Source organism: Arthrobacter sp. 179 (assembly GCF_052379645.1).
Lineage (GTDB): Bacteria > Actinomycetota > Actinomycetes > Actinomycetales > Micrococcaceae > Arthrobacter_H.
The window spans coordinates 152,736-170,890 of the sequence record NZ_JBQSYU010000003.1; the positions used below are offsets into that span (position 1 = coordinate 152,736).

Annotated in this window: 19 protein-coding genes; 4 read left to right on the top strand and 15 right to left on the bottom strand. The window is 66.5% G+C overall.

Translation table 11 applies throughout. The features are described from left to right. Window positions 1–19 precede the first annotated feature (19 nt). The 4 genes from ACT3UE_RS03330 to ACT3UE_RS03345 form a co-directional block, all read right to left on the bottom strand. Entirely contained in the window at window positions 20–943 is a 924-nt protein-coding gene (locus ACT3UE_RS03330; protein ID WP_444566264.1) for a cation diffusion facilitator family transporter, read from the bottom strand. Beyond that, complete coding sequence (locus ACT3UE_RS03335; RefSeq protein WP_444555031.1) at window positions 940–1,320, bottom strand: ArsR/SmtB family transcription factor; 381 nt, start codon at window positions 1,318–1,320, stop codon at window positions 940–942. The genes ACT3UE_RS03330 and ACT3UE_RS03335 overlap by 4 nt, the downstream gene beginning before the upstream one ends. Window positions 1,321–1,398: 78 nt before the next feature. Beyond that, window positions 1,399–3,600 (bottom strand): 3-hydroxyacyl-CoA dehydrogenase NAD-binding domain-containing protein, encoded by a 2,202-nt coding sequence (locus ACT3UE_RS03340; RefSeq protein ID WP_444566265.1) that lies wholly within the window; start codon window positions 3,598–3,600, stop codon window positions 1,399–1,401. Then, entirely contained in the window at window positions 3,569–4,624 is a 1,056-nt protein-coding gene (locus tag ACT3UE_RS03345) for an acetyl-CoA C-acetyltransferase (RefSeq protein WP_444566266.1), read from the bottom strand. Before ACT3UE_RS03345 ends, ACT3UE_RS03340 begins: the two co-directional genes overlap by 32 nt. Before the next feature lie 248 nt (window positions 4,625–4,872). On the opposite strand from ACT3UE_RS03345, the gene ACT3UE_RS03350 reads away from it, so the two are divergent. Then, window positions 4,873–5,748, top strand: a complete 876-nt coding sequence (locus ACT3UE_RS03350) for a DNA-3-methyladenine glycosylase family protein (RefSeq protein ID WP_444561871.1) — start codon at window positions 4,873–4,875, stop codon at window positions 5,746–5,748. A 22-nt stretch (window positions 5,749–5,770) separates the two neighbouring features. Here the strand turns inward: ACT3UE_RS03350 and ACT3UE_RS03355 are convergent, their stop codons facing one another. The 3 genes from ACT3UE_RS03355 to ACT3UE_RS03365 all read right to left on the bottom strand — a co-directional run bounded on the left by ACT3UE_RS03355 (window position 5,771) and on the right by ACT3UE_RS03365 (window position 8,407). Then, window positions 5,771–6,637, bottom strand: coding sequence for a siderophore-interacting protein (locus ACT3UE_RS03355; RefSeq protein WP_444561872.1), 867 nt, complete (start codon window positions 6,635–6,637; stop codon window positions 5,771–5,773). Window positions 6,638–6,767: 130 nt separating this feature from the next. Next, complete coding sequence (locus ACT3UE_RS03360) at window positions 6,768–7,232, bottom strand: acyl-CoA thioesterase (protein WP_444555026.1); 465 nt, start codon at window positions 7,230–7,232, stop codon at window positions 6,768–6,770. Beyond that, window positions 7,229–8,407 (bottom strand): App1 family protein, encoded by a 1,179-nt coding sequence (locus ACT3UE_RS03365; RefSeq protein ID WP_444566267.1) that lies wholly within the window; start codon window positions 8,405–8,407, stop codon window positions 7,229–7,231. Before ACT3UE_RS03365 ends, ACT3UE_RS03360 begins: the two co-directional genes overlap by 4 nt. A gap of 81 nt (window positions 8,408–8,488) precedes the next feature. Here ACT3UE_RS03365 and ACT3UE_RS03370 point away from each other — a divergent pair, with 81 nt between their 5' ends. Together ACT3UE_RS03370 and ACT3UE_RS03375 are read left to right on the top strand one after the other, a co-directional pair. After that, entirely contained in the window at window positions 8,489–8,929 is a 441-nt protein-coding gene (locus tag ACT3UE_RS03370) for a pyridoxamine 5'-phosphate oxidase family protein (protein ID WP_444555024.1), read from the top strand. 18 nt (window positions 8,930–8,947) lie between these two features. Further along, complete coding sequence (locus tag ACT3UE_RS03375) at window positions 8,948–9,799, top strand: inositol monophosphatase family protein (RefSeq protein WP_444566268.1); 852 nt, start codon at window positions 8,948–8,950, stop codon at window positions 9,797–9,799. A gap of 29 nt (window positions 9,800–9,828) precedes the next feature. Here the strand turns inward: ACT3UE_RS03375 and ACT3UE_RS03380 are convergent, their stop codons facing one another. Then, entirely contained in the window at window positions 9,829–10,488 is a 660-nt protein-coding gene (locus ACT3UE_RS03380) for a hypothetical protein (protein WP_444555022.1), read from the bottom strand. A 133-nt stretch (window positions 10,489–10,621) separates the two neighbouring features. Here ACT3UE_RS03380 and ACT3UE_RS03385 point away from each other — a divergent pair, with 133 nt between their 5' ends. Next, on the top strand, window positions 10,622–10,828 hold the full coding sequence (locus tag ACT3UE_RS03385; protein ID WP_444555021.1) for a hypothetical protein: 207 nt from the start codon (window positions 10,622–10,624) through the stop codon (window positions 10,826–10,828). Between the two features lie 63 nt (window positions 10,829–10,891). Here the strand turns inward: ACT3UE_RS03385 and ACT3UE_RS03390 are convergent, their stop codons facing one another. From ACT3UE_RS03390 to ACT3UE_RS03420, 7 genes are all read right to left on the bottom strand, one after another. Next, window positions 10,892–12,553 (bottom strand): FAD-binding dehydrogenase, encoded by a 1,662-nt coding sequence (locus tag ACT3UE_RS03390; RefSeq protein WP_444555020.1) that lies wholly within the window; start codon window positions 12,551–12,553, stop codon window positions 10,892–10,894. Window positions 12,554–12,631: 78 nt separating this feature from the next. Beyond that, on the bottom strand, window positions 12,632–12,997 hold the full coding sequence (locus ACT3UE_RS03395; RefSeq protein ID WP_444555019.1) for a VOC family protein: 366 nt from the start codon (window positions 12,995–12,997) through the stop codon (window positions 12,632–12,634). Between the two features lie 107 nt (window positions 12,998–13,104). Then, a complete protein-coding gene (locus ACT3UE_RS03400) occupies window positions 13,105–13,557 on the bottom strand; it encodes a cupin domain-containing protein (RefSeq protein ID WP_444555018.1) in 453 nt (150 codons plus the stop codon). Between the two features lie 43 nt (window positions 13,558–13,600). Next, window positions 13,601–14,398, bottom strand: a complete 798-nt coding sequence (locus ACT3UE_RS03405; RefSeq protein ID WP_444555017.1) for an IclR family transcriptional regulator — start codon at window positions 14,396–14,398, stop codon at window positions 13,601–13,603. Between the two features lie 96 nt (window positions 14,399–14,494). Next, complete coding sequence (locus ACT3UE_RS03410; protein ID WP_444555016.1) at window positions 14,495–15,745, bottom strand: M24 family metallopeptidase; 1,251 nt, start codon at window positions 15,743–15,745, stop codon at window positions 14,495–14,497. Window positions 15,746–15,801: 56 nt separating this feature from the next. Next, window positions 15,802–17,202, bottom strand: coding sequence for an MFS transporter (locus ACT3UE_RS03415; RefSeq protein ID WP_444555015.1), 1,401 nt, complete (start codon window positions 17,200–17,202; stop codon window positions 15,802–15,804). 198 nt (window positions 17,203–17,400) lie between these two features. Beyond that, on the bottom strand, window positions 17,401–18,060 hold the full coding sequence (locus tag ACT3UE_RS03420) for a GntR family transcriptional regulator (protein ID WP_444566269.1): 660 nt from the start codon (window positions 18,058–18,060) through the stop codon (window positions 17,401–17,403). Between the last annotated feature and the right edge of the window lie 95 nt (window positions 18,061–18,155).

The window sequence follows — 18,155 nt, forward strand, 5'->3', positions numbered from 1 at the left end:
GCCGGCCCCGGACCGGCGGCTACGGGTGGAAGCGGTGTTCGTGTTCGGCGTGGCGTTCGGTTTCGATCTGGAACGTCGAGTGCTCGATGGACACGTCGAAGTGCCCGGCCACGCAGTCCTGCAACGAGTCCAGCATGCTCGAGGCCCTACCGTCGTGGAAGGCATCCTCATGGACCACGACGTGCGCGGTGAGCACCGGCAGGCCGGTAGCGATCTGCGAGGCGTGCAGATCGTGGACCGAAAGGACTAGATCCTGGGAGAGCAGGTGCCGTCTGACCTCCTCCAGGTCCAACCCGCGCGGGGTCGATTCCAGCAGGATGGACGTCGTCTCACGCAGCAGCCGGAACGCCCGGGGCAGGATCAGGGCACTGATGAACATGGCCGCCAGTGCGTCCGCGCGCATCCACCCGGTCGTGCTGATGACGATGGCGCCGACGATCACCGCCACCGAGCCGAGGGCGTCGTTGACGACCTCCAGGAAGGCGGCGCGCATGTTCAGGTTCGCCCCGCGTCCGGAGCTGAGCACGACGATCGCAATGATGTTCCCGACCAGTCCGACGATCCCGAAGACCAGCAGCCCGGTGGCCGCGACCTCGGGCGGGGCGAAGAGCCGGCGGATGCCGTCGATCATGGCATAGAGTCCAACGGCGAGCAGCAGCGTGGACTGGGCGGTGGCCGAGAGCACCTCGGCCCGTCGGAAGCCCCAGGTGCGCCGGTCGGTGGCCGGGCGTCCCATGAGGGTCGCCGCAGTCAGGGCCATGAGCAGGCCGGCCGCGTCCGTGAGCATGTGGGCGGCATCGACGAGCAGGGCTAGCGAGCCGGTGACGACCGCACCGATGACTTCGGCAATGAGAATGACCGCGGTGATCCCGAACGCGATGGCCAGCCGGGGCCGGTGCTCGACGGCTCCGCCACTGTGGTCGTGGGAATGCGAATGACTCATGTGCACTCCGGCCCGGTGCGGTGGGACTCGTGCCAATGGTGGGCGGCCAGGGCGACCTCGTTGCCGCTGTCGGCCAACAGGGTCTCGGCGGCGAGAAGCAGGACGTCGATGTGCTCGGGTTCGGCCAGCGAGTACATGCTGGCGCGGCCGACCGGCCGTGACGACACCAGCCCGCAATCACGCAGGCAGGTCAGATGTGCGCTGACCGTGCTCTGGGCCAGGCCCAGATGCTCGGTCAGTTCCCTGACTTTATGTTCCCCGGTGCGCAGATGGCGCAGGATCAGCAATCGGGTCGGATCGGCCAGCCCGTGGAACAGGGCCGCCGCCGGGGCCAGCGGTCCCGTCGTCGGTTCGCCCTTCCGCATTATCATCGTCATATAACGATGATAGCCGTATCCAGCGTTGATTGCGAGGGGCCTTCCCGCCTGCCGGAGCCGGCGGGAAGACTGCGGACCTCAGATCAGGGACCCCATCCCCACCCGGGAACGCAACCAGTCCCGGGGGCGGAAGCGCTCACCATAGGCGTCGGCCAGCTCGTCGGCCCGGGCCACGAAGCCCGCGATGCCCCCTTCGTGGTTCGTGATGAAGGTGGCGGCCCCGCCGGTCCCCGGGGGGAACCCGACCCCGAAGATCGAGCCGATATTTGCCGAGGCAGTATCCGTCAGGACGCCATTCTCGAAGCAATGGGCCGTCTCTAGCGCCATGCGGAAGAGGTAGCGGTCCTGGATGTCCTTCGAGGCGAGCTCGGTCCCGCGGGCGAAGTGTTCCCTGAGCCCCGGCCACAAGGTTTTGCCGCCGCCTGTCGGATAGTCGTAGAACCCGCCTCCTGCGGCGCGGCCTTTTCTGCCATAGTCATCGACCATCGTGTCAATGAGGCGTTCCCCCGCTGCGGGTTCGCGGACCGCACCGGCGGCCGCGTATTCCTTTTCTTCTTCGGCCCGGGTGTGCTGGGCCAGCGTCAGCGAGACCTCGTCCAGCAGAACCAGCGGAGGGGCAGGGAAGCCCGCCTGGGTGGCTGCACGTTCGATCACCTGCGGATCCACCCCCTCCTCCAGTAATGCCGTGGCCTCCACGATCAGCGTCCCGAAGACCCTGGAGGTATAGAACCCACGGCCGTCCCCGACGGTGATCGGGATCTTCCGGATCTGCTGGACCAGATCGTAGGCCCGAGCGACGGTGGCATCCGAGGTCTGGTCTCCTCGGATGATCTCCACCAGCTTCATCTTCTCCACCGGGGAGAAGAAATGGAGCCCCACGAAATCCTGTGGGCGTCCGCTCGTGCCCTGCAGCGTTGAGATGGGCAGCGTCGAGGTATTCGAGCACAGCAGCGCCTCGGCGGGCAGCTCGGTTTCGGCTTCAGCGAAGACAGCGGATTTCAACTCGAGGTTCTCAAAGACCCCCTCGATGACCACCTCTGCCCTCGCCAGGTCTGCGGCCCGACCCGTCGGGTGGACTCGGGCCAGGATCGAATCCGTCGATTCCTGGTCCAGCCGCCCCTTGGACACCTGGCTGGCGAGCACATCCGAGACATGGGACTTGCCCTTCTCGGCACCCGCCTGATCGACGTCCTTCAGCACCACGTCGATGCCTGCCCGAGCGCAGGAATAGGCGATCCCGGCGCCCATCATCCCGGCGCCGAGGATCGCGACGGTGCCGACTTTCTGCGGCTTCGGCCCCTGCGGGCGGAGCCGGCCTGAACCGATCGACTGCTGGTCGAAGAAGAAGGCCTGGATCATGGCCTTGGCCGTGCGGCCAACCACGAGGTTGGCGAAGGCCCGCGACTCGATACGGCATGCGGTATCGAAGTCAACCAGCGTCCCTTCCACGGCCGTGCTGAGGATCGCCCGGGGCGCCGGAAGGTCTGCTCCCTTGAGCTGTTGGCGCAGCAGTGCAGGCAGGGACGGAAGAATGGCGGCCATCGATGGCGATGCCGCGGTTCCACCGGGAATTTTGTATCCCTTCGCCGCCCAGGGTTGGGTATTCGGCTCCTCCTGCTGCTGGTTATGGATCCAGGCTCGAGCGGCGGGCAGCAGTGCCTCGGGGCTGTCGACCAGTTCATCCACGACACCCTGCTGGTGTGCCGCCTCGGGGTCACGCTGTTGACCCTGGAGCAACCAGTCCATCAACGCCTTCTGGATGCCCAGCATCCGCACCATCCGGGTGATTCCGCCGCCGGGCAGCAGTCCCAGCCCTACTTCGGGGAGGCCGAATTTGTTTCCGGGGCTGTTCACCGCGATACGGCGATGGCAGGCCAGCGCAATTTCTAGTCCGCCGCCTAGTGCCGTGCCATTAAGCGCAGCCACCACCGGGACTCCCAGCTGCTCGAGGCGCCGCAGTTGGGCTTTGATGGTTTGGGCCTGGTCGAAGAGTTTATCGGCGTCTTCGGCAGTCGTCCGATAGATCGCTTCGAGGTCGCCGCCGGCAAAGAAGGTCTTCTTGGCGCTGGTCAGGATGACTCCGGTGATCTCTTCCCGCTGCGCTTCCAGCATCTCGACGGTTTCGGCCATCGAGGCCTGGTAGGCGTCGTTCATTGTATTGACCGAGGCCTCGGGGTCGTTCATGGTCAGGGTGACGATTCCGTCGTCGTCGCAGAGGGTGGCGAGGCCACGCTCGAGCTCACGCCGTTCAAGTTCGTCGACCAGGGTTCCCAGGATCATGGCGCCGGTTGCCCCGAGGGGGGTGACCCATGGCGATGGCGCCCCCGTTGACATTCGCTTGTTCTTCGTTCCAGCCCATATCCCGCATGAGTTTCAGCGGTACCGCTGCGAAAGCCTCGTTGACTTCGATGAGGTCGATATCCCCGGCCGTCATGCCGGCACGGTCGAGGGCCTTGCGACAGGCAGGAGTGGGGCCGGTGAGCATGATGGTCGGTTCGGAACCGGTCACCGCCGTTGCGACCACCCGGGCCCGCGGGGTGAGGCCGTGTCGTTGGCCAGCGCTCTCGTTTCCGACCAGGACCAGGGCAGCACCAGCGACGATTCCCGAGGAGTTGCCCGCATGGTGGACGTGATTGATCGTATCGACCGAGGCGTATTGCTCGAGGGCTACCGCATCGAAGCCGCCCTGAGCGCCTAGCTTCGCGAATGAGGGGTTCAGCGGAGCCAAGGTTTCCGTGCTGGTCCCGGGTCCAATGGTTTCATCATGGTCAAGGATCGTCAGCCCGTTCACATCACGGACCGGGACGATCGAACGATCAAAGCGACCTTCCTTCCACGCGGTGGCGGCCCGATGATGGCTTTGCGCGGCGAAGCGGTCCACTTCGGAGCGCTCGAAGCCCTCCAAGGTGGCACTTAGATCGGCACCAATTCCCTGGGGAACGAAATTGGTGGCCCGTGCGGTGGCCGGGTCCATGGCCCACGCCCCTCCGTCGGAGGCCATCGGCACCCTGGACATCGATTCGACGCCGCCGCCGATGAGCAGATCCTCCCAACCGGCGCGGGCACGGGCAGCCACCTGGTTCACGGCCTCGAGCCCCGAGGCGCAGAAGCGGTTGAGTTGGACGCCGGCGACCTCCCAAGGTAGCCCTGCCTTCAGGGCGGCGATCCGGGCGATATCCATCCCCTGCTCCCCCACCGGGCTCACACAACCAAGGACGATATCGTCGATGAGTCGGGTATCCATCCCCGGGTGGCGTTCCCTGAGGGCATCGATGAGCCCGACCACGAGATCGATCGGCTTCACTTCGTGGAGGGACCCGCTCGGCTTGCCCTTTCCCCGGGGAGATACGGATGGAATCGTAGATGAGTGCTTGGGGTGGTGTGGTCATCAGTACCTCACGTTGAAGGGCGAAGGGGCGGACACAGCACTGGTCGGGAAGCTGCCATGGGTTGAGACTACCCCCACCTATACGTTCGTACAAGGCACTGAATGATTGTATAGCCAGGATCGACGACCCCCTCGGGGCACTAGTCTGGGGAACCATGGATGCCATGCCAGAGAACCCGGAACAGGTCCTGCGCCTACCAGCCAATGGAGGACTGGACCCGCAGCTTTCGCTGGCCGTCCTGGCCGCCCATGCCGTGCCGGGCCTCGACGAACAAACGGGGGGCGAACACCGCCGCCCGGTCAGGATCGGAGACCGGAACGTGGTGATCGGTCTACGTTTCACCGAGGACGCGGTCCTGCTCCGCCGGGTGGACGCGGCGCTGACGGCCGAGGACCGGCCCCCGCTCTCGGCGTTGCTTCGCCGGTGGTTCGCGTTGGATCTGGATCTGGAACCGATCAATGCCCGGCTGCTCCGCGACCCGACCCTGGCCCCCCTGGTCGCCAAGCGGCCCCGGCTCCGCCCCGTCGGCTCCCCGGATCCCTTCGAGGCCGCGGCCACGACCGTGCTCGGCCAGCAGGTTTCCCTGGCCGCGGGACGCACTTTCGCCGGGCGGCTGGTGAGCGGATGGGCCGGCCCGCCGATCGCCGGATTGCACTTGTTCCCGACTCCCGGGGTCGTGGCGGGGATCCCCGAAGACGAACTGCAGGCCGGCGTCGGCCTGACCCACGCCCGCACCAGGACGTTGTTGGCCGTGGCCGAGGCGTTCGCCCATGTGGCGACACCGGCGGATCCCGGGGCGTTCCCGCTCACGCGTGAAGAACTCCTGGCCATCCCCGGCATCGGCCCGTGGAGCGCCGACAACCTCGATGTCAGGGCGCGTTTGGAGCCCGATGCCTTCACCGCCGGAGACCTCGTCCTGCGCCGGGCGCTGGGCGGGGTCACGACCCGGGAGGCGGCCCGCCGCGCGGAAGCCTGGCGCCCCTATCGCAGCCACGCGCTCTTCCATCTCTGGAACGAGGAAGCCTATTCGAAGGGCTGAGGCCCTCGCCCCGGACGGCGGATCAACCGCCCGTGGTGGCCTGCATCCCCGGCTGTTCGGGGAAGATCTTGCCGATCGGTTCGTTCTTCTCCGCCTGGAAGGTCTCTTCGGCGCGGCCGAAGGCCCAGTAGGCCGAGAGCGAGAGCTGTTTGCGGTGCAGGCCCTTCTCGTCGGCCAGGAACCGGCGCAGCGCCTTGACCATCTCCCGTTCCCCGTGGGCGAAGACCTGCACCTCGCCCTCATGCCAGGGACCTGCCATCACGGCGGCGGCGAGCTTGGTGCTTTCGGGGGTGAACGTCCCGCCGCGGTGCAGCCAGTGGACGTTGATTCCCTTCGGGGCCCTGAACTTGACCTCGTCCTTCTCCCCGGCCACCTCGACATAGACCTCACCGACGGCGGAACGAGGCATCTTCTCCAGGGCGGCGGCAATGGCCGGCAAAGCTGATTCGTCCCCCGCAAGCAGATGCCAGTCGGCGTCCTTCGAGGGGAAGTACATGCCCCCGGGGCCGGAGAAGCAGACCAGGTCACCGGGTTGGGCGTTGGCGGCCCAGGGGCCGGCCAGGCCCTCCTCACCGTGCACGACGAAGTCGATCTGCAAGGTGCCGGCGGCTTCGTTGACACTGCGCACCGTGTAGGTGCGGCGGACCGGCATCCGTTCCTGCGGCAGGACGGCCCGCAGTTCGTCCATGTCGTACGGTGGGGTCAGCCCCAATTCGGGGTCGGCGAAGAGCAGCTTGACGTACTTGTCGGTGGCATCCCGGTTGCGGAAGGCGGCAAAGCCCTCGCCGCCCAGGGTCAGACGGACCATGTGCTTGCCGATTTTCCGTTTGGTCACCACTTCCAACACGACCTGCGGGCGCGGCGGTCGAGCGGTTGCGGGGACGGGCATCTTCCGATCACTCCTTCGAGGGCCGAGCCTGACCCGGCAAAACGTATTTCCTCCACCCAATCCCAAGCGCGCAGGCAACGCAAACTCCGTACGCCACGGGCGAAGAGGTTACTTCAGCGGCCCCCGGGCCTCAGGGGAAGACCGGTTCGCCGAGGAACTGCTGCATTTCCTCCCGCTGCCGGGCCGGTAGCCGGAACAACCGCTGGTCCTCCACCGAGAAGAAGGCCAACGTGGTGGTCGCCCGCACGCACAGGCTCCCCTCGATCGGGTCGCGGAATTCGTAGCAGACGTCGAAGCTGGCCGCCTTCACCCGGGAAAGCCAGATCTCGACCTCCGCCGGGACATTGCGGTAGTCCAGCGGGCTGAGATACCTGACCCGGTGTTCGACCACGAGGATCTGGGTGTTGACCGGGACGCTGGAGAACAGTTCCGCGGTCGATTCGGTGCCCGGTTTGCCCGTCCCCCCGGGCACGCCGAAGCCGGCGATGCGGGCTTCTTCCATCATGCGCACGAGGTTGACGTTGTTGATATGCCCGTAGGCGTCCATGTCGCCCCACCGCATCGGGACCTGGACCTGCAGTTTCCGTCCGCTCATCGGGCGTGGACCTCCTGTTCTTCCTGCTCTCCCTGTGGTTCTCCTTCCGGCCACTGCTGGCGCAACCGCCGACGCTCCTGGTGCTCGACGTGCTGTTCCTCGTCGGAGACGATGCCCAGCCGTTGCAGCTCGGAGAGGATATGAGCCCCATCGGGGGCGTAGACCCAGTCGATGCCCGGCGTCGAGTTCACCGTCCGCTGCGAACGGCCGCCGGCGAGGACCGCCTCGGAGGGGGTCAGCTGGCGGATGACGATGGCCTTGACGTTTTGCGGGTAGCGCTGGGCAAAGCCCGCATAGATCTCCGGGTCGTGTTGGCCGTCATCGCCGATGAGCAGCCATTTCACCTGTGGGAACTCCTCGGCCAGACGGCGCAGTTGGTCGACCTTGTGCTGGGCACCGGAGCGGAACCAGCGGCCGCCGGAGGCGCCGGTTTCCACGGGCCCCCAGTCGGTGAGCAGCAGGGGTCCTTCGGGGAAGAGGTTCCTGGCCAGGAACCGGCTCAGGGTCGGCGCGACGTTCCAGGCTCCGGTCGACAGGTACAAAACGGGGGCGCCGGGGCGTCCACGCAAGACCCGCTCCATCATCACCGCCATGCCGGGGGTGGCCACCCGGGCATGCTCGTCGAGGACGAACGAGTTCCAGGCGGCCAACAACGGCCGCGGAAGGGCGGTGACCACCACGGTGTCATCCACATCCGACAGGAGACCGAATTCGCAGGAGGCATCGACCACGAACACCCGGGCCCTGACCTCGGCCGAGCCCTCGGCGCTCAGGGTGACGGTATGCCAGCCCGGCCCCAGTCTCGTGGCGATGCGGGCATCCAGGACTCCCCCACGATCCGCGCGGACCAGATGCTCCCCTCCGGCGATGGTGACGGTGGCCTCGGCATACGGGATGGGCGGGGAAATGAAGTTCCTCCACCCCCGGACGCCATCGGCGACCACGCGGGACCGCGGAACCCCATGGCGGAACGGCCGCGGGGAGGCGACGACGATCCGTGCCAGGATCCGGACCCACCCGCCCTCAGCGGATTCGGAGCGTCCGTACCCCCTGAAGGGCAGCACGGTCGGAACCATGCCACGTTCACGACCGTTCGCCTCGCGGAACGCATGCCAGGCGTCCTCGAGCCTGACCCCCAGGTGCTGTCGCAACGATTCTGCTTTGCGTGATGACATATCGCCAGTCTTTCACGCCCGCGCGTCAACAAGTCCCGGCGGATACTGGATTTTTTCTACATGCCGTAGAAGAATAGGGGCATGATGTTCACCCATGCAGACGACGAACCGGTCCTGATCCTGGACGAAGACCAGTGCTGGAAGCTCCTGGGCCACAGCCAACACGGGCGCCTCGCCACCGCTTTCGACGGCGTCCCCTACATCACCCCGGTGAACCACGGGGCCTCCAATGAGCGGATCTACCTGCGTTCGGCGGCCGGCTCCAAGCTCTCGGGCCTGACGGTGAACCCGAAGGTCGCCTTCCAATCCGACGGCATCCTCAGCGACGAGGCCTGGTCGGTGATCATCCAGGGCACCGCACGCATCCTGGAGACCGAAGCGGAGATCAAGACCGCCCGGGCCTCCGGGGTGGACCCCTGGGTACAGACATTGAAGGACTTCTGGATCGAGATCACCCCCACGTCGATCTCCGGACGGCACTTCATCCTGGGCGAGCAGCCGGAACAGCTCGACGAAAGTTGAGCCCGGTAGGCTGACCGGGTGGATACCCCCGAGCACCCCCTGGAACTGGCCGAACATCTGCGTGGCATCGCGGAGGACGCGGCGCGGGGCGTCGGCCCGCTGCTGCGCGGGGCCTTCCGTTCCGGGGCCGAAGCCCGCCAGAAGGCCAACGCCCACGATCTGGTCACCGCCTTCGACCAGGCCAGCGAGAAGGCCATCTCCGCCCACATCTTCGCCGCCTGCCCCGATAGCCGGATCCTCGGCGAGGAGGGAGGGCATCAGGGCACCGGCCGCATCGAATGGATCGTTGATCCCATCGACGGGACCAGCAACTTCGCCCACGGCGTCGCCTTCTTCTGTGTATCCATTGCCGCGGCACTGGACGGCGAACTACTCGCCGGCGTCGTCTATGACCCCGTCGCCGAGCTGATGTTCACCGCCAATGCCGAAGGCGCCTGGCTGAACGGGGATCGTCTGGAACCGTCCGGCACACCGGAGGAAACCGCGTCCAGCCTCATGACCGACTACCCCTCGGCGGAGGCCCTCGAACTCGACGGACCGGCAGCCCTGGAGGCCTTCGGCACCCTGGTCACCCGGTACGCCACCGTCCGGCGGACCGTCAGCGGGGCCCTGGGCCTGGCCCATGTCGCGGCCGGGTGGACCGATATCACCCTGGGCTTCGACACCAACCCCTGGGATGTCGCCGCCGGGGTGCTGCTGGTGCGCCGCTCGGGCGGCAGCTACCTGCCCTATCGGTACGACGACGAGGTCCGGCCCGTCCATGAGGCGCCGGTCTATCTGGCCACGGGCCCCCGGACCTCGGCCGGAACGGCCGTCGCGATCGTCGAGGAACGCGTGGCCGCCCGCCGGGCCAAGGGCCATCGCCGGTAGCGTCTCCCGCCCCGGCAGGACGGCGGGCCCTACTTATTGAAGCCTTCGCCGGTCAGGCAGGCGACCCTGGCCCCGGCGCCCGAGGCCGAATCCTTCGCGACGACGCTGCCGTCCGGCTTGCTGATCGTGCAGGAAAGATCCCCGCTGCTGCCCGCGGCGTTGTGGGCCGTGAGCGTTCCCAGCATGGAATTGGCCGTGACGTCCTTGGTGAACTCGCCGCCGGGGATCTCTTCGGTCTTCTCCGAGGTGATGTTCTCTGCGGTGTAGTCGACGGTGTAGGCGCCGTCCCCGGTCACCGAGTAGGTATAGGGCGCGGTTTCGCCCATCCCGTTCTGGACCACGTTGGCCAGTGCGACGGCGATGATCACGTAGATGATGCAGACGATCAGTGCCGCGGCACCGGTGATGACCCCGGTGAGTGCGAAGCCCTTGCGGGGAACCCGCTTCACCAGCCCGATGATCCCCAGGACCAGGGCCAGTGGCCCCAGGATGAAGGAGATGAACCCCACGACGGGGATGAATGCCAAGGCGATCGCCACGATGCCGATGATCATCGCGGCCTTGGTCAACCCGGAGGCTGCCGGTGGCTGCTGGTACCACGGGTTTTGTCCCGGGTACGGGTGGGGATACCCGCCCTGGCCCTGCGGCCCGGGGTATGGGGCGGGGTCGTATGGGTTCTGCTCAGTCATTTGGGTACCTCGAGGCAATCTTGATCAGGCGGGTCGATCCCGGGCCGGCGTGCGGCGGCGTGCGTTCGCGGCCCCCAGTCTAGCTATGGTTCTTCCCCCGGCACCGGCGTATGTTCGAAGTATGGGACATTCTATGAATCATCAAGGCGTCGCCCACGCCCACCATCATCACCACGGCGTGGAGTACGTCGTTGCGGGGATCGGCATCCTGCTGCTTTTCCTGGCCTATGCGGTCCTGCAATCGATCATCTCCGGCCACGTCTTCAGCCCCATGTACCTCGGGGTTGTCTTCGGGGTGTACGCGTTGGTCATCGGCACGACGTATTGGGCCAGGCACTAGCACCGGGTCCAACGGCCCGTCGGGATCACGCAACCGACGGGACCTGGTCCCCCTCTGCGCCGTTCACCGCCCGGCGGCGGCCCGCCCGGCGGCCCGGCCGCTGAAGAGGCAGCCTCCCAGGAATGTCCCCTCCAGGGCCCGGTAGCCGTGGACTCCCCCGCCACCGAATCCCGCGGCCTCCCCGGCGGCATAGAGACCTGGGACCGCCCGGCCGCCGGGGGCCAGCACGCGTGAGTCCAGATCCGTTTCCAGTCCCCCGAGCGATTTGCGCGTGAGGATGTGTAGCCTCACGGCAATCAGCGGGCCTGCCTTCGGATCCAGCAGACGGTGCGGGGCGACGGTGCGGATCAGTTTGTCACCGAGATAGCTGCGGGCCGCCTGGACGGCCATCTGTTGCGGGTCCTTGCTGAATCGGTTCGAGGCTTCGGCGTCGCGGGCGATGATTTCGGCTTCGATGGCCTCCGCATCCAGCAGGTCCCCTCCTGCGAGCCGGTTCATCCGCGCGACCAGCTCGGCCACGCTGTCCGCCTGGATGAAATCCTTGCCGCGGTCCAGGAAGGCCTGCACCGGATCCGGCACTGCGGTGCGGGCCCGCCGCAGCACCGCACCGATGTCCTTGCCGGTCAGATCGGGGTTCTGTTCGGATCCCGAGAGCGCGAACTCCTTGCCGATGATGCGCCGGTTGAGGATGAACCACGAATGGTCGTGACCGGTGCCGCGCAGATGTTCCAGCGTTCCCAGCGTGTCGAATCCCGGCCACAGCGGTGCCGGAAGGCGTCGGCCCACGGCATCGATCCAGAGCGAGCTGGGTCCGGGCAGGATCCTGATGCCGTGGTTCTCCCAGACCGGGCCGTGGTTCATGATCCCTTCGGTGTAGTGCCACATCCGGTCCCCGTTGATCAGGTGCCCTCCGGCGGCAGCACCGATATCCAGCCCCCGGCCATCGACGTGCGCGGGAACCCCGGAAATCATCCGGGCCGGGGGGTCCCCCAGCCGTTCGGGCCAGGCGGCCCGCACCTTCTCGACGTTGCCGCCGATCCCCCCGGTACACAGCACGACGGCGGGGGCCAGGTATTCGAAGTCGCCCACCTCCTGCCGGTTGCTGGCCTGGCCGCGGGGTGAGTTGGAGGGGGCCAGCACCTGTCCCTGGACCCCGGTGACGGCGCCGCCCCGGACCACCAATGAGTCCAAGCGGTGCCTGAAGCGTACGGTGAGCAGCCCGGAGGACACCGCAGCCAGGGCCTTGTTCGCGAAGGGTTCCACGAGCCCGGGGCCGGTACCCCAGGTGATGTGGAAGCGGGGCACCGAGTTCCCGGGGCCCGATGCCCCGTGGCCTCCGCGTTCGGCCCAGCCCACGACGGGGAAGAACCTGATCCCCAGCTCGTGCAGCCAGGCGCGCTTGCCCCCGGCCGCCCAGTCGACGTAGGCCTCCGCCCAGGCCCGGGGCCAATGGTCCTCCGGCCGGTCGAAGCCGGCGGTGCCCCACCAGTCCTGCCGGGCCAGCTCGACGCTGTCACGGATCCCCAGGCGCCGCTGTTCGGGACTGTCCACCAGGAACAGGCCGCCGAAACTCCACCAGGCCTGGGCGCCGAGGTTGGATTGCGGTTCCTGGTCGATCAGCAGGACCTTCCGTCCGGTGTCGGTGGCTTCGGTGGCGGCCACCAGTCCGGAGAGGCCGGCACCGACGACGATGACGTCGAACTCCCGCTGGTCATGCTCTGTCATGCGGCCAGCGTAGCCCGGACATGGCGCGGGACACACCATCGTCGGGGCGGGTCCGTGCACCGTCGGGGGCCGATGGCCCTAACCGGCGGGCCGCTGATGCAGGCCGAACGGGGAGCCTTGCTGGTCCCGGCAGAGCGTGAATAGTCCGTGGGTGGCCCGGTAGCCGGCATCGCCGTTGAGGTCCATCGGGTCGACGGTCCCCCCGAGTTCAACGACCCGATCGCAGGCGGCCTGCATCTGCTCCACGGCGAAGAACACGTAGGGCGCCGCCCCCGGATCCCCGGAATGGAGGCCACCCGGGGTGCCGGCCACATCCAGTTGGTAGCCGGCATCGGGCCCGTTCGGGCCGGGTTCGCTCCGCCACCCGAAGAGCGCGGCATAGAACCGTGCGGATTCCGCGGCGTCCCCGGCCCCGAATTCGATGAATGAAATCTCTCCGGTCATGATGGACTGCCTCTCCGTAGGGAACCGTTGCCCCCACTCCAGCATCCGCCCCCGTGGCTGGCAAGACTTGTGCCCGGCCGATTCCCCTCCCGGCCGTGGCGGGCCGCCTAGCGGCTCGGCGGTGTCCCGGAAGGGCCCTTCGTCCGGTCCGCGGCCAGTGCGCGGGCTTCCTTCGAGGCACGGGCGGAGCCGAAGGAGGAGAAGTCCGCCGCGCCGGGGGTGCCCCAGACGGTCAGGATCCTCAGGGGGCCTTCACCGGCATTGATCAGGTCATGGTCCACCCCGGCTGGCGCCAGTGCCGTGTCCCCGGCCTCCAGTTCAAGTATCTCGTCGCCCAGGTGCATGCGCGCGCTTCCCTCGACCACGAGGTAGAACTCCTCGAGGGCCTGCTCCCCGTCGTGGCGGTGCATCCCCTCGCTGCCCCCGACGGGTAGCTCCCAGGTCTGTATGGCCACGGGGAGGTTCAGTTCCTCGAGGAAGTGGAATTGGACCTTCGTCGGGGCCGTGCCCTCATGCAACAGGTAGTCGAAGGCGAATTCTCCGCGACGTTCAACGCTCATGACTGCTTCCGTGCCTTCCGGTGTGGGTGGGTGGTGCGGGGCGTTATTCGGGCTGGCCGCCCATGCGCCGGCTGATCCGGGCGGCGGCCCGACAACAGGCCTCCGCGAGCCGGGTCAGTTCGGCATCGTGGATGCGGTAGAGCGGGGCGGCGACCATCAGAGCCGCGGCGACTTCCCCGCGATGCCCCATGATCGGTGCCGCGACCCCGACCTCTTCATGGGAGGTTTCCCCGTAATTGCAGGCGTAGCCACGCTCCCGCACCGTCTCCAGTCGACGCAGGTACGTCTTCAGGTCCTGCGGTCCCGCTGGGTCATGCTCCTCGGCCCTTGATCTGGACAGCAGTTCCCGGACGACTGATTCTTCCTGGTAGGCCAAGAACACCTGGACGGAGGCGCTCAACGGGGTGCCGTACCGGGTGCCGATGGGCGACGTGTGTTTGACCTGTTTGCGGCTGGGGATCTGTTCGACGGACACCGATTCGGCGCCGTCCCAGATGTTCAGGGCCGCCGTCTCCCCCGTGGTCTCGGCCAGTTCCTGCAGCACGGGGTAGGCGATGCGCCGGGCATCCAGATTGGCCAGCAGCGGGCCGGCCACGGCAATGAGCCCCAGCCCCAAGCGGAACTTGCGCGATAATTCGTCGCGTTCGACGATGCGTTCCTGCTCCAAGGTGGACAGGATGCGCGAGATGCTGGATTTGTGCAGTCCCACGCTGGTGGCGATCTCGGTGACCCCGAGCAGCGGATCATCGACCGTGAAACAGCGCAGGACGTCGATGACGTTGACGATCACGGAAGAACTGCGGGGCTCCCCCGCCTCCGATTCACGTGTCTGAGCCGTCATCTTTTCGTCCCTCCAAGGTTGCAGCTGCTGGTGGCGGAGCAGTTGTCCGCCACCAGCAGCCACCGGGTCCTCAGTGGCCCCGGTTCCCCGTGCGTTCTAGCAGGGGATGATGTTGTTTTCCGGGCCGAACCCGAACTTGGTGATGTTCTCGGCACCGTTTTCGTCCACCACGAGGATATCGTGCTCACGGTAGCCGCCTGCCCCCGGCTGACCATCCATCACGGTGATCATCGGTTCCATGGAGACCACCATGCCCGGTTCGAGCACGGTATCGATGTCCTCACGCAGTTCCAGGCCCGCCTCACGGCCGTAGTAGTGCGACAGGACGCCGAAGGAGTGTCCGTAGCCGAAGGTGCGGTTGGCCAGCAGCCCACGATCGACGAAGATCTCATTGAGTTCGGCGGCGATGTCCTTGCAGACGGCCCCCGGCTTGATCAGCTCCAGACCACGACGGTGGACCTCGACGTTGACGTTCCACAACTCCAGCGACCGCTCGTCAGGCTCGCCCAGGAACAAGGTGCGCTCCAGCGCGGTGTAGTAGCCCGAGGTCATCGGGAAGCAGTTCAGCGACAGGATATCCCCTCGCTGCAGCTTCCGGGTGGTCGCCCAGTTGTGGGCCCCGTCGGTGTTGATCCCGGACTGGAACCACACCCAGGTGTCACGGATCTCGGAATCCGGGAAGGTCCGGGCGATCTCGTGGACCATTGCCTCGGTGCCGATCAGGGCGACCTCGTATTCGGAGATGCCCTCGCGGATGGCGGCCTTGATGGCTTCACCACCGATGTCACCGATACGCGCCCCGTGCTTGATGACCTCGATCTCTTCGGCCGACTTGATCATGCGCTGGAACATGGCCGCCTGGGCCACGTCGACCAGGGTGGCGCGCTCGAAGGCCGCCTGGATCTTATTGCGGTTGTCCAGCGGCAGGGTGTCGTCTTCGACCCCGAGCCGGCGGACGGTGACGTTGCGCTGGCGCAGCGACTCCTGGATGGCGTGGATGAAGTTGTCACGACGCCAGTCGGTGTAGACGATGTTCTCGCCGTAGCTGCGGCGCCACGGCATGCCGGCGTCGATGTTGGCGGTGATGGTGCAGGTGTCGTCGGCGGTGACGACCATGGCATAGGAACGCCCGAAGTACGTGAACAGGAAGTCCGAGTAGTACTTGATCGAGTGGTAGCTGGTCAGGACGACGGCGTCGAGGTCCTTCTCGGCCATGATCTTCCGCAGCCCGGCCAGGCGGCGCTCGAACTCGGCGTCCGAGAACGTCAGGGAGACCTTGTCCCCGTTGTGCAGGACCTTCAGGCGTTCGAGTCCGGAGACGGCGTTGGTGGATGCTTCGGTGGTCACAATGGACTCCTTTTTATCGTGGTGGATCAATGGTTCGTCAGGAAGGTTAGGAGCCGCTATTTCAGCGGCTGTTTGCTGGTTTCCGCCGAGAAGGCGACGGCCACCAGGGCAATGACGGCGGCTCCCATGAGGTACCAGCCAGGGGCCAGGTCGCTGCCCGTGAAGCCGATGAGGAACGTGGCCACGAAGGGGGCCGTTCCGCCGAAGATCGCGTTGGAGAGGTTGAAACTGACAGCGAATCCGGTGTACCGGACCCGGGTGGGGAACATCTCCGCCAGGAAGCTGGGCAGCGTCCCGTCGTTGAGGGTCAGCATCGCGCCCAGTGCGATCTGCACCAGCACGATGATCAGGAAGTTCCCGGTGTCCAGCAGCATGAACAGCGGGACTGTGAAGATCACGAACAGGACTGAGGCGGTCAACAGCACCTTCTTGCGTCCCAGCCGGTCCGAGAGCATGCCCATCACGAAGATGAAGCCGATGTAGGTCAACAGTGCCACCGTGGTCGCCAGGTAGGACTTCGATTCATCGAGGCCGACTTCCGTGGCGAGGTAGGTGGGCATGTAGCTGAGCAGCATGTAGAAGCCGACGGCGTTCAGGAGCACGGCGCCGATGGCCTGCACGAGCTGACGCCAATGGTCGCGGAAGAGGTCCCTGATCGGGGTGGTTTCGGTGTCGTCTTCGGCCTCCAGGGCCCGGAAGGCCGGGGAATCCTCCAGCCGGGTCCTGATGTAGCGTCCGATCAGTCCCATCGGAGCGGCCAGCAGGAAGGGCAGGCGCCAGCCCCAGCCTTCCATCTGATCGGTGGAGAGCAGACCGGTCAGCAAGGCTGCCAGCAGTGAACCGAGCAGCAGTCCGGTGGCCGTACTGGCCGGGACGACGGCGGCGAAGAGGCCACGACGCTTGGGCGGGGCATATTCCACCAGGAAGGCGGCGGCCCCGGCGTACTCCCCCGAGGCCGAGAAGCCCTGGATGACGCGGATGATGAGCAGGAGGATCGGGGCCCACAACCCGATGGTGGCGTATCCGGGGATCAGTGCGATGCAGAACGTCGCGGCGGACATGATCAGGATGGACCAGGACAGGGCGAGCCGCCGGCCGAACTTATCACCCAGGTGCCCCCAGATGAAGCCGCCCAGCGGGCGGACGAAGAAGGAGACGGCGAAGAGGCCGAAGGTCAGCAGCAGACCGGTTTGCTGATCCGATTCGGGGAAGAACACTGCGGTGATGGTCACCGCCAGGTAGCCGTAGACGGCGTAGTCGAACCACTCGACGAAGTTGCCGATGAAGCTCGCCGCAACGACTTTGTTGCGGGTCTTGCGGATGGAGGCCGGGGTCTCCTCGCCCGGTCCACCACTGAAGGCGGTGCGGGGCTTGACGCCGGATTCGTGTTGGTGCGTCAGTACTGACGGCGGCTGATGAGGCTCACCGTGCGCTTCGGGTGTTTTTTCGTGATTCATGAGGGACCACCAAAGAAGTTTGAAGTTGCACTCACTGCAACGCTGTTGCACATACGCTATTTGTGGCAGGGGTCACTGTCAAGGCTTTGGCCGGAAGTCCTCAAATTGCCCACCAGACCGCGCGACCCGGCGGCCGATACCAAAAAAGGCACCACCCCTGTCGTGTGGGGTGGTGCCTTTCCGGTCGGCGCGGGAGCGTCAGAGGATCGAGCGGATGGTGGACTCGAAGTGACGCACGTGTTCTTCGGCCAGCTGCCGCGATTCCACCGGATCCCCGGCGATGATGGCCCGCAACAGCGAGGCGTGCTCCTGGATGTGGCCGGCGATGCTCGGTAGCCGGTCCATCACCAGGCACCAGATGCGGGTGGCCAGGTTGTCCAGGCGCACCAACGTTTCCTCGAGGTGCTGGTTCTCCGCCGCCCGGTAGATCAGCCGGTGGACCTCCAGGTCGTATTCCATCAGGGCCCGGCGGTCCTGGTCCTCGTCCAGCTGTTCGATCGCCGCCGCCGTATCGGCCAGCTGCTTACGCAGCGCGGGGTTCGGATTCAGCGCCGCCTTCTCGGCCGCCAGCGGCTCCAGGAGGTGACGGATCTCCGAGATGGCCGCGAGGTCCTTGATGTCCACCATCGTGGCGAAGGTGCCGCGTCGCGGAAAGGAGTGCACCAGCCGGTCGGTCTCGAGCTTCTTCAGTGCTTCGCGGATGGGGGTGCGCCCCATATCCAGCTCCGTCGAGAGCAGCCCCTCGTTGATGGGGGCGCCGGGGGCGATGTCCAGCATGATCAACCGATCGCGCAACACCCGATAGGAACGTTCCGCCAGCGACTCGGCAACGGGTGCCGTTCCGGTCACCATGTCCATCGACTTCCTCCTGCTTCCTGGGCCCGCGACTACATTACCAGCGGGTAAAAACTTTCCCTTGACCGACCGTGATCTCCATCATACGATATGGAACA

Coding starts and splice junctions, on each gene's coding strand:
- ACT3UE_RS03330 (WP_444566264.1), bottom strand. CDS start 943: ATGAGTCATTCGCATTCCCACGACCACAGTGGCGGAGCCGTCGAGCAC.
- ACT3UE_RS03335 (WP_444555031.1), bottom strand. CDS start 1,320: ATGACGATGATAATGCGGAAGGGCGAACCGACGACGGGACCGCTGGCC.
- ACT3UE_RS03340 (WP_444566265.1), bottom strand. CDS start 3,600: ATGATCCTGGGAACCCTGGTCGACGAACTTGAACGGCGTGAGCTCGAG.
- ACT3UE_RS03350 (WP_444561871.1), top strand. CDS start 4,873: ATGCCAGAGAACCCGGAACAGGTCCTGCGCCTACCAGCCAATGGAGGA.
- ACT3UE_RS03355 (WP_444561872.1), bottom strand. CDS start 6,637: ATGCCCGTCCCCGCAACCGCTCGACCGCCGCGCCCGCAGGTCGTGTTG.
- ACT3UE_RS03360 (WP_444555026.1), bottom strand. CDS start 7,232: ATGAGCGGACGGAAACTGCAGGTCCAGGTCCCGATGCGGTGGGGCGAC.
- ACT3UE_RS03365 (WP_444566267.1), bottom strand. CDS start 8,407: ATGTCATCACGCAAAGCAGAATCGTTGCGACAGCACCTGGGGGTCAGG.
- ACT3UE_RS03370 (WP_444555024.1), top strand. CDS start 8,489: ATGATGTTCACCCATGCAGACGACGAACCGGTCCTGATCCTGGACGAA.
- ACT3UE_RS03380 (WP_444555022.1), bottom strand. CDS start 10,488: ATGACTGAGCAGAACCCATACGACCCCGCCCCATACCCCGGGCCGCAG.
- ACT3UE_RS03385 (WP_444555021.1), top strand. CDS start 10,622: ATGAATCATCAAGGCGTCGCCCACGCCCACCATCATCACCACGGCGTG.
- ACT3UE_RS03390 (WP_444555020.1), bottom strand. CDS start 12,553: ATGACAGAGCATGACCAGCGGGAGTTCGACGTCATCGTCGTCGGTGCC.
- ACT3UE_RS03395 (WP_444555019.1), bottom strand. CDS start 12,997: ATGACCGGAGAGATTTCATTCATCGAATTCGGGGCCGGGGACGCCGCG.
- ACT3UE_RS03400 (WP_444555018.1), bottom strand. CDS start 13,557: ATGAGCGTTGAACGTCGCGGAGAATTCGCCTTCGACTACCTGTTGCAT.
- ACT3UE_RS03405 (WP_444555017.1), bottom strand. CDS start 14,398: ATGACGGCTCAGACACGTGAATCGGAGGCGGGGGAGCCCCGCAGTTCT.
- ACT3UE_RS03415 (WP_444555015.1), bottom strand. CDS start 17,202: ATGAATCACGAAAAAACACCCGAAGCGCACGGTGAGCCTCATCAGCCG.
- ACT3UE_RS03420 (WP_444566269.1), bottom strand. CDS start 18,060: ATGGACATGGTGACCGGAACGGCACCCGTTGCCGAGTCGCTGGCGGAA.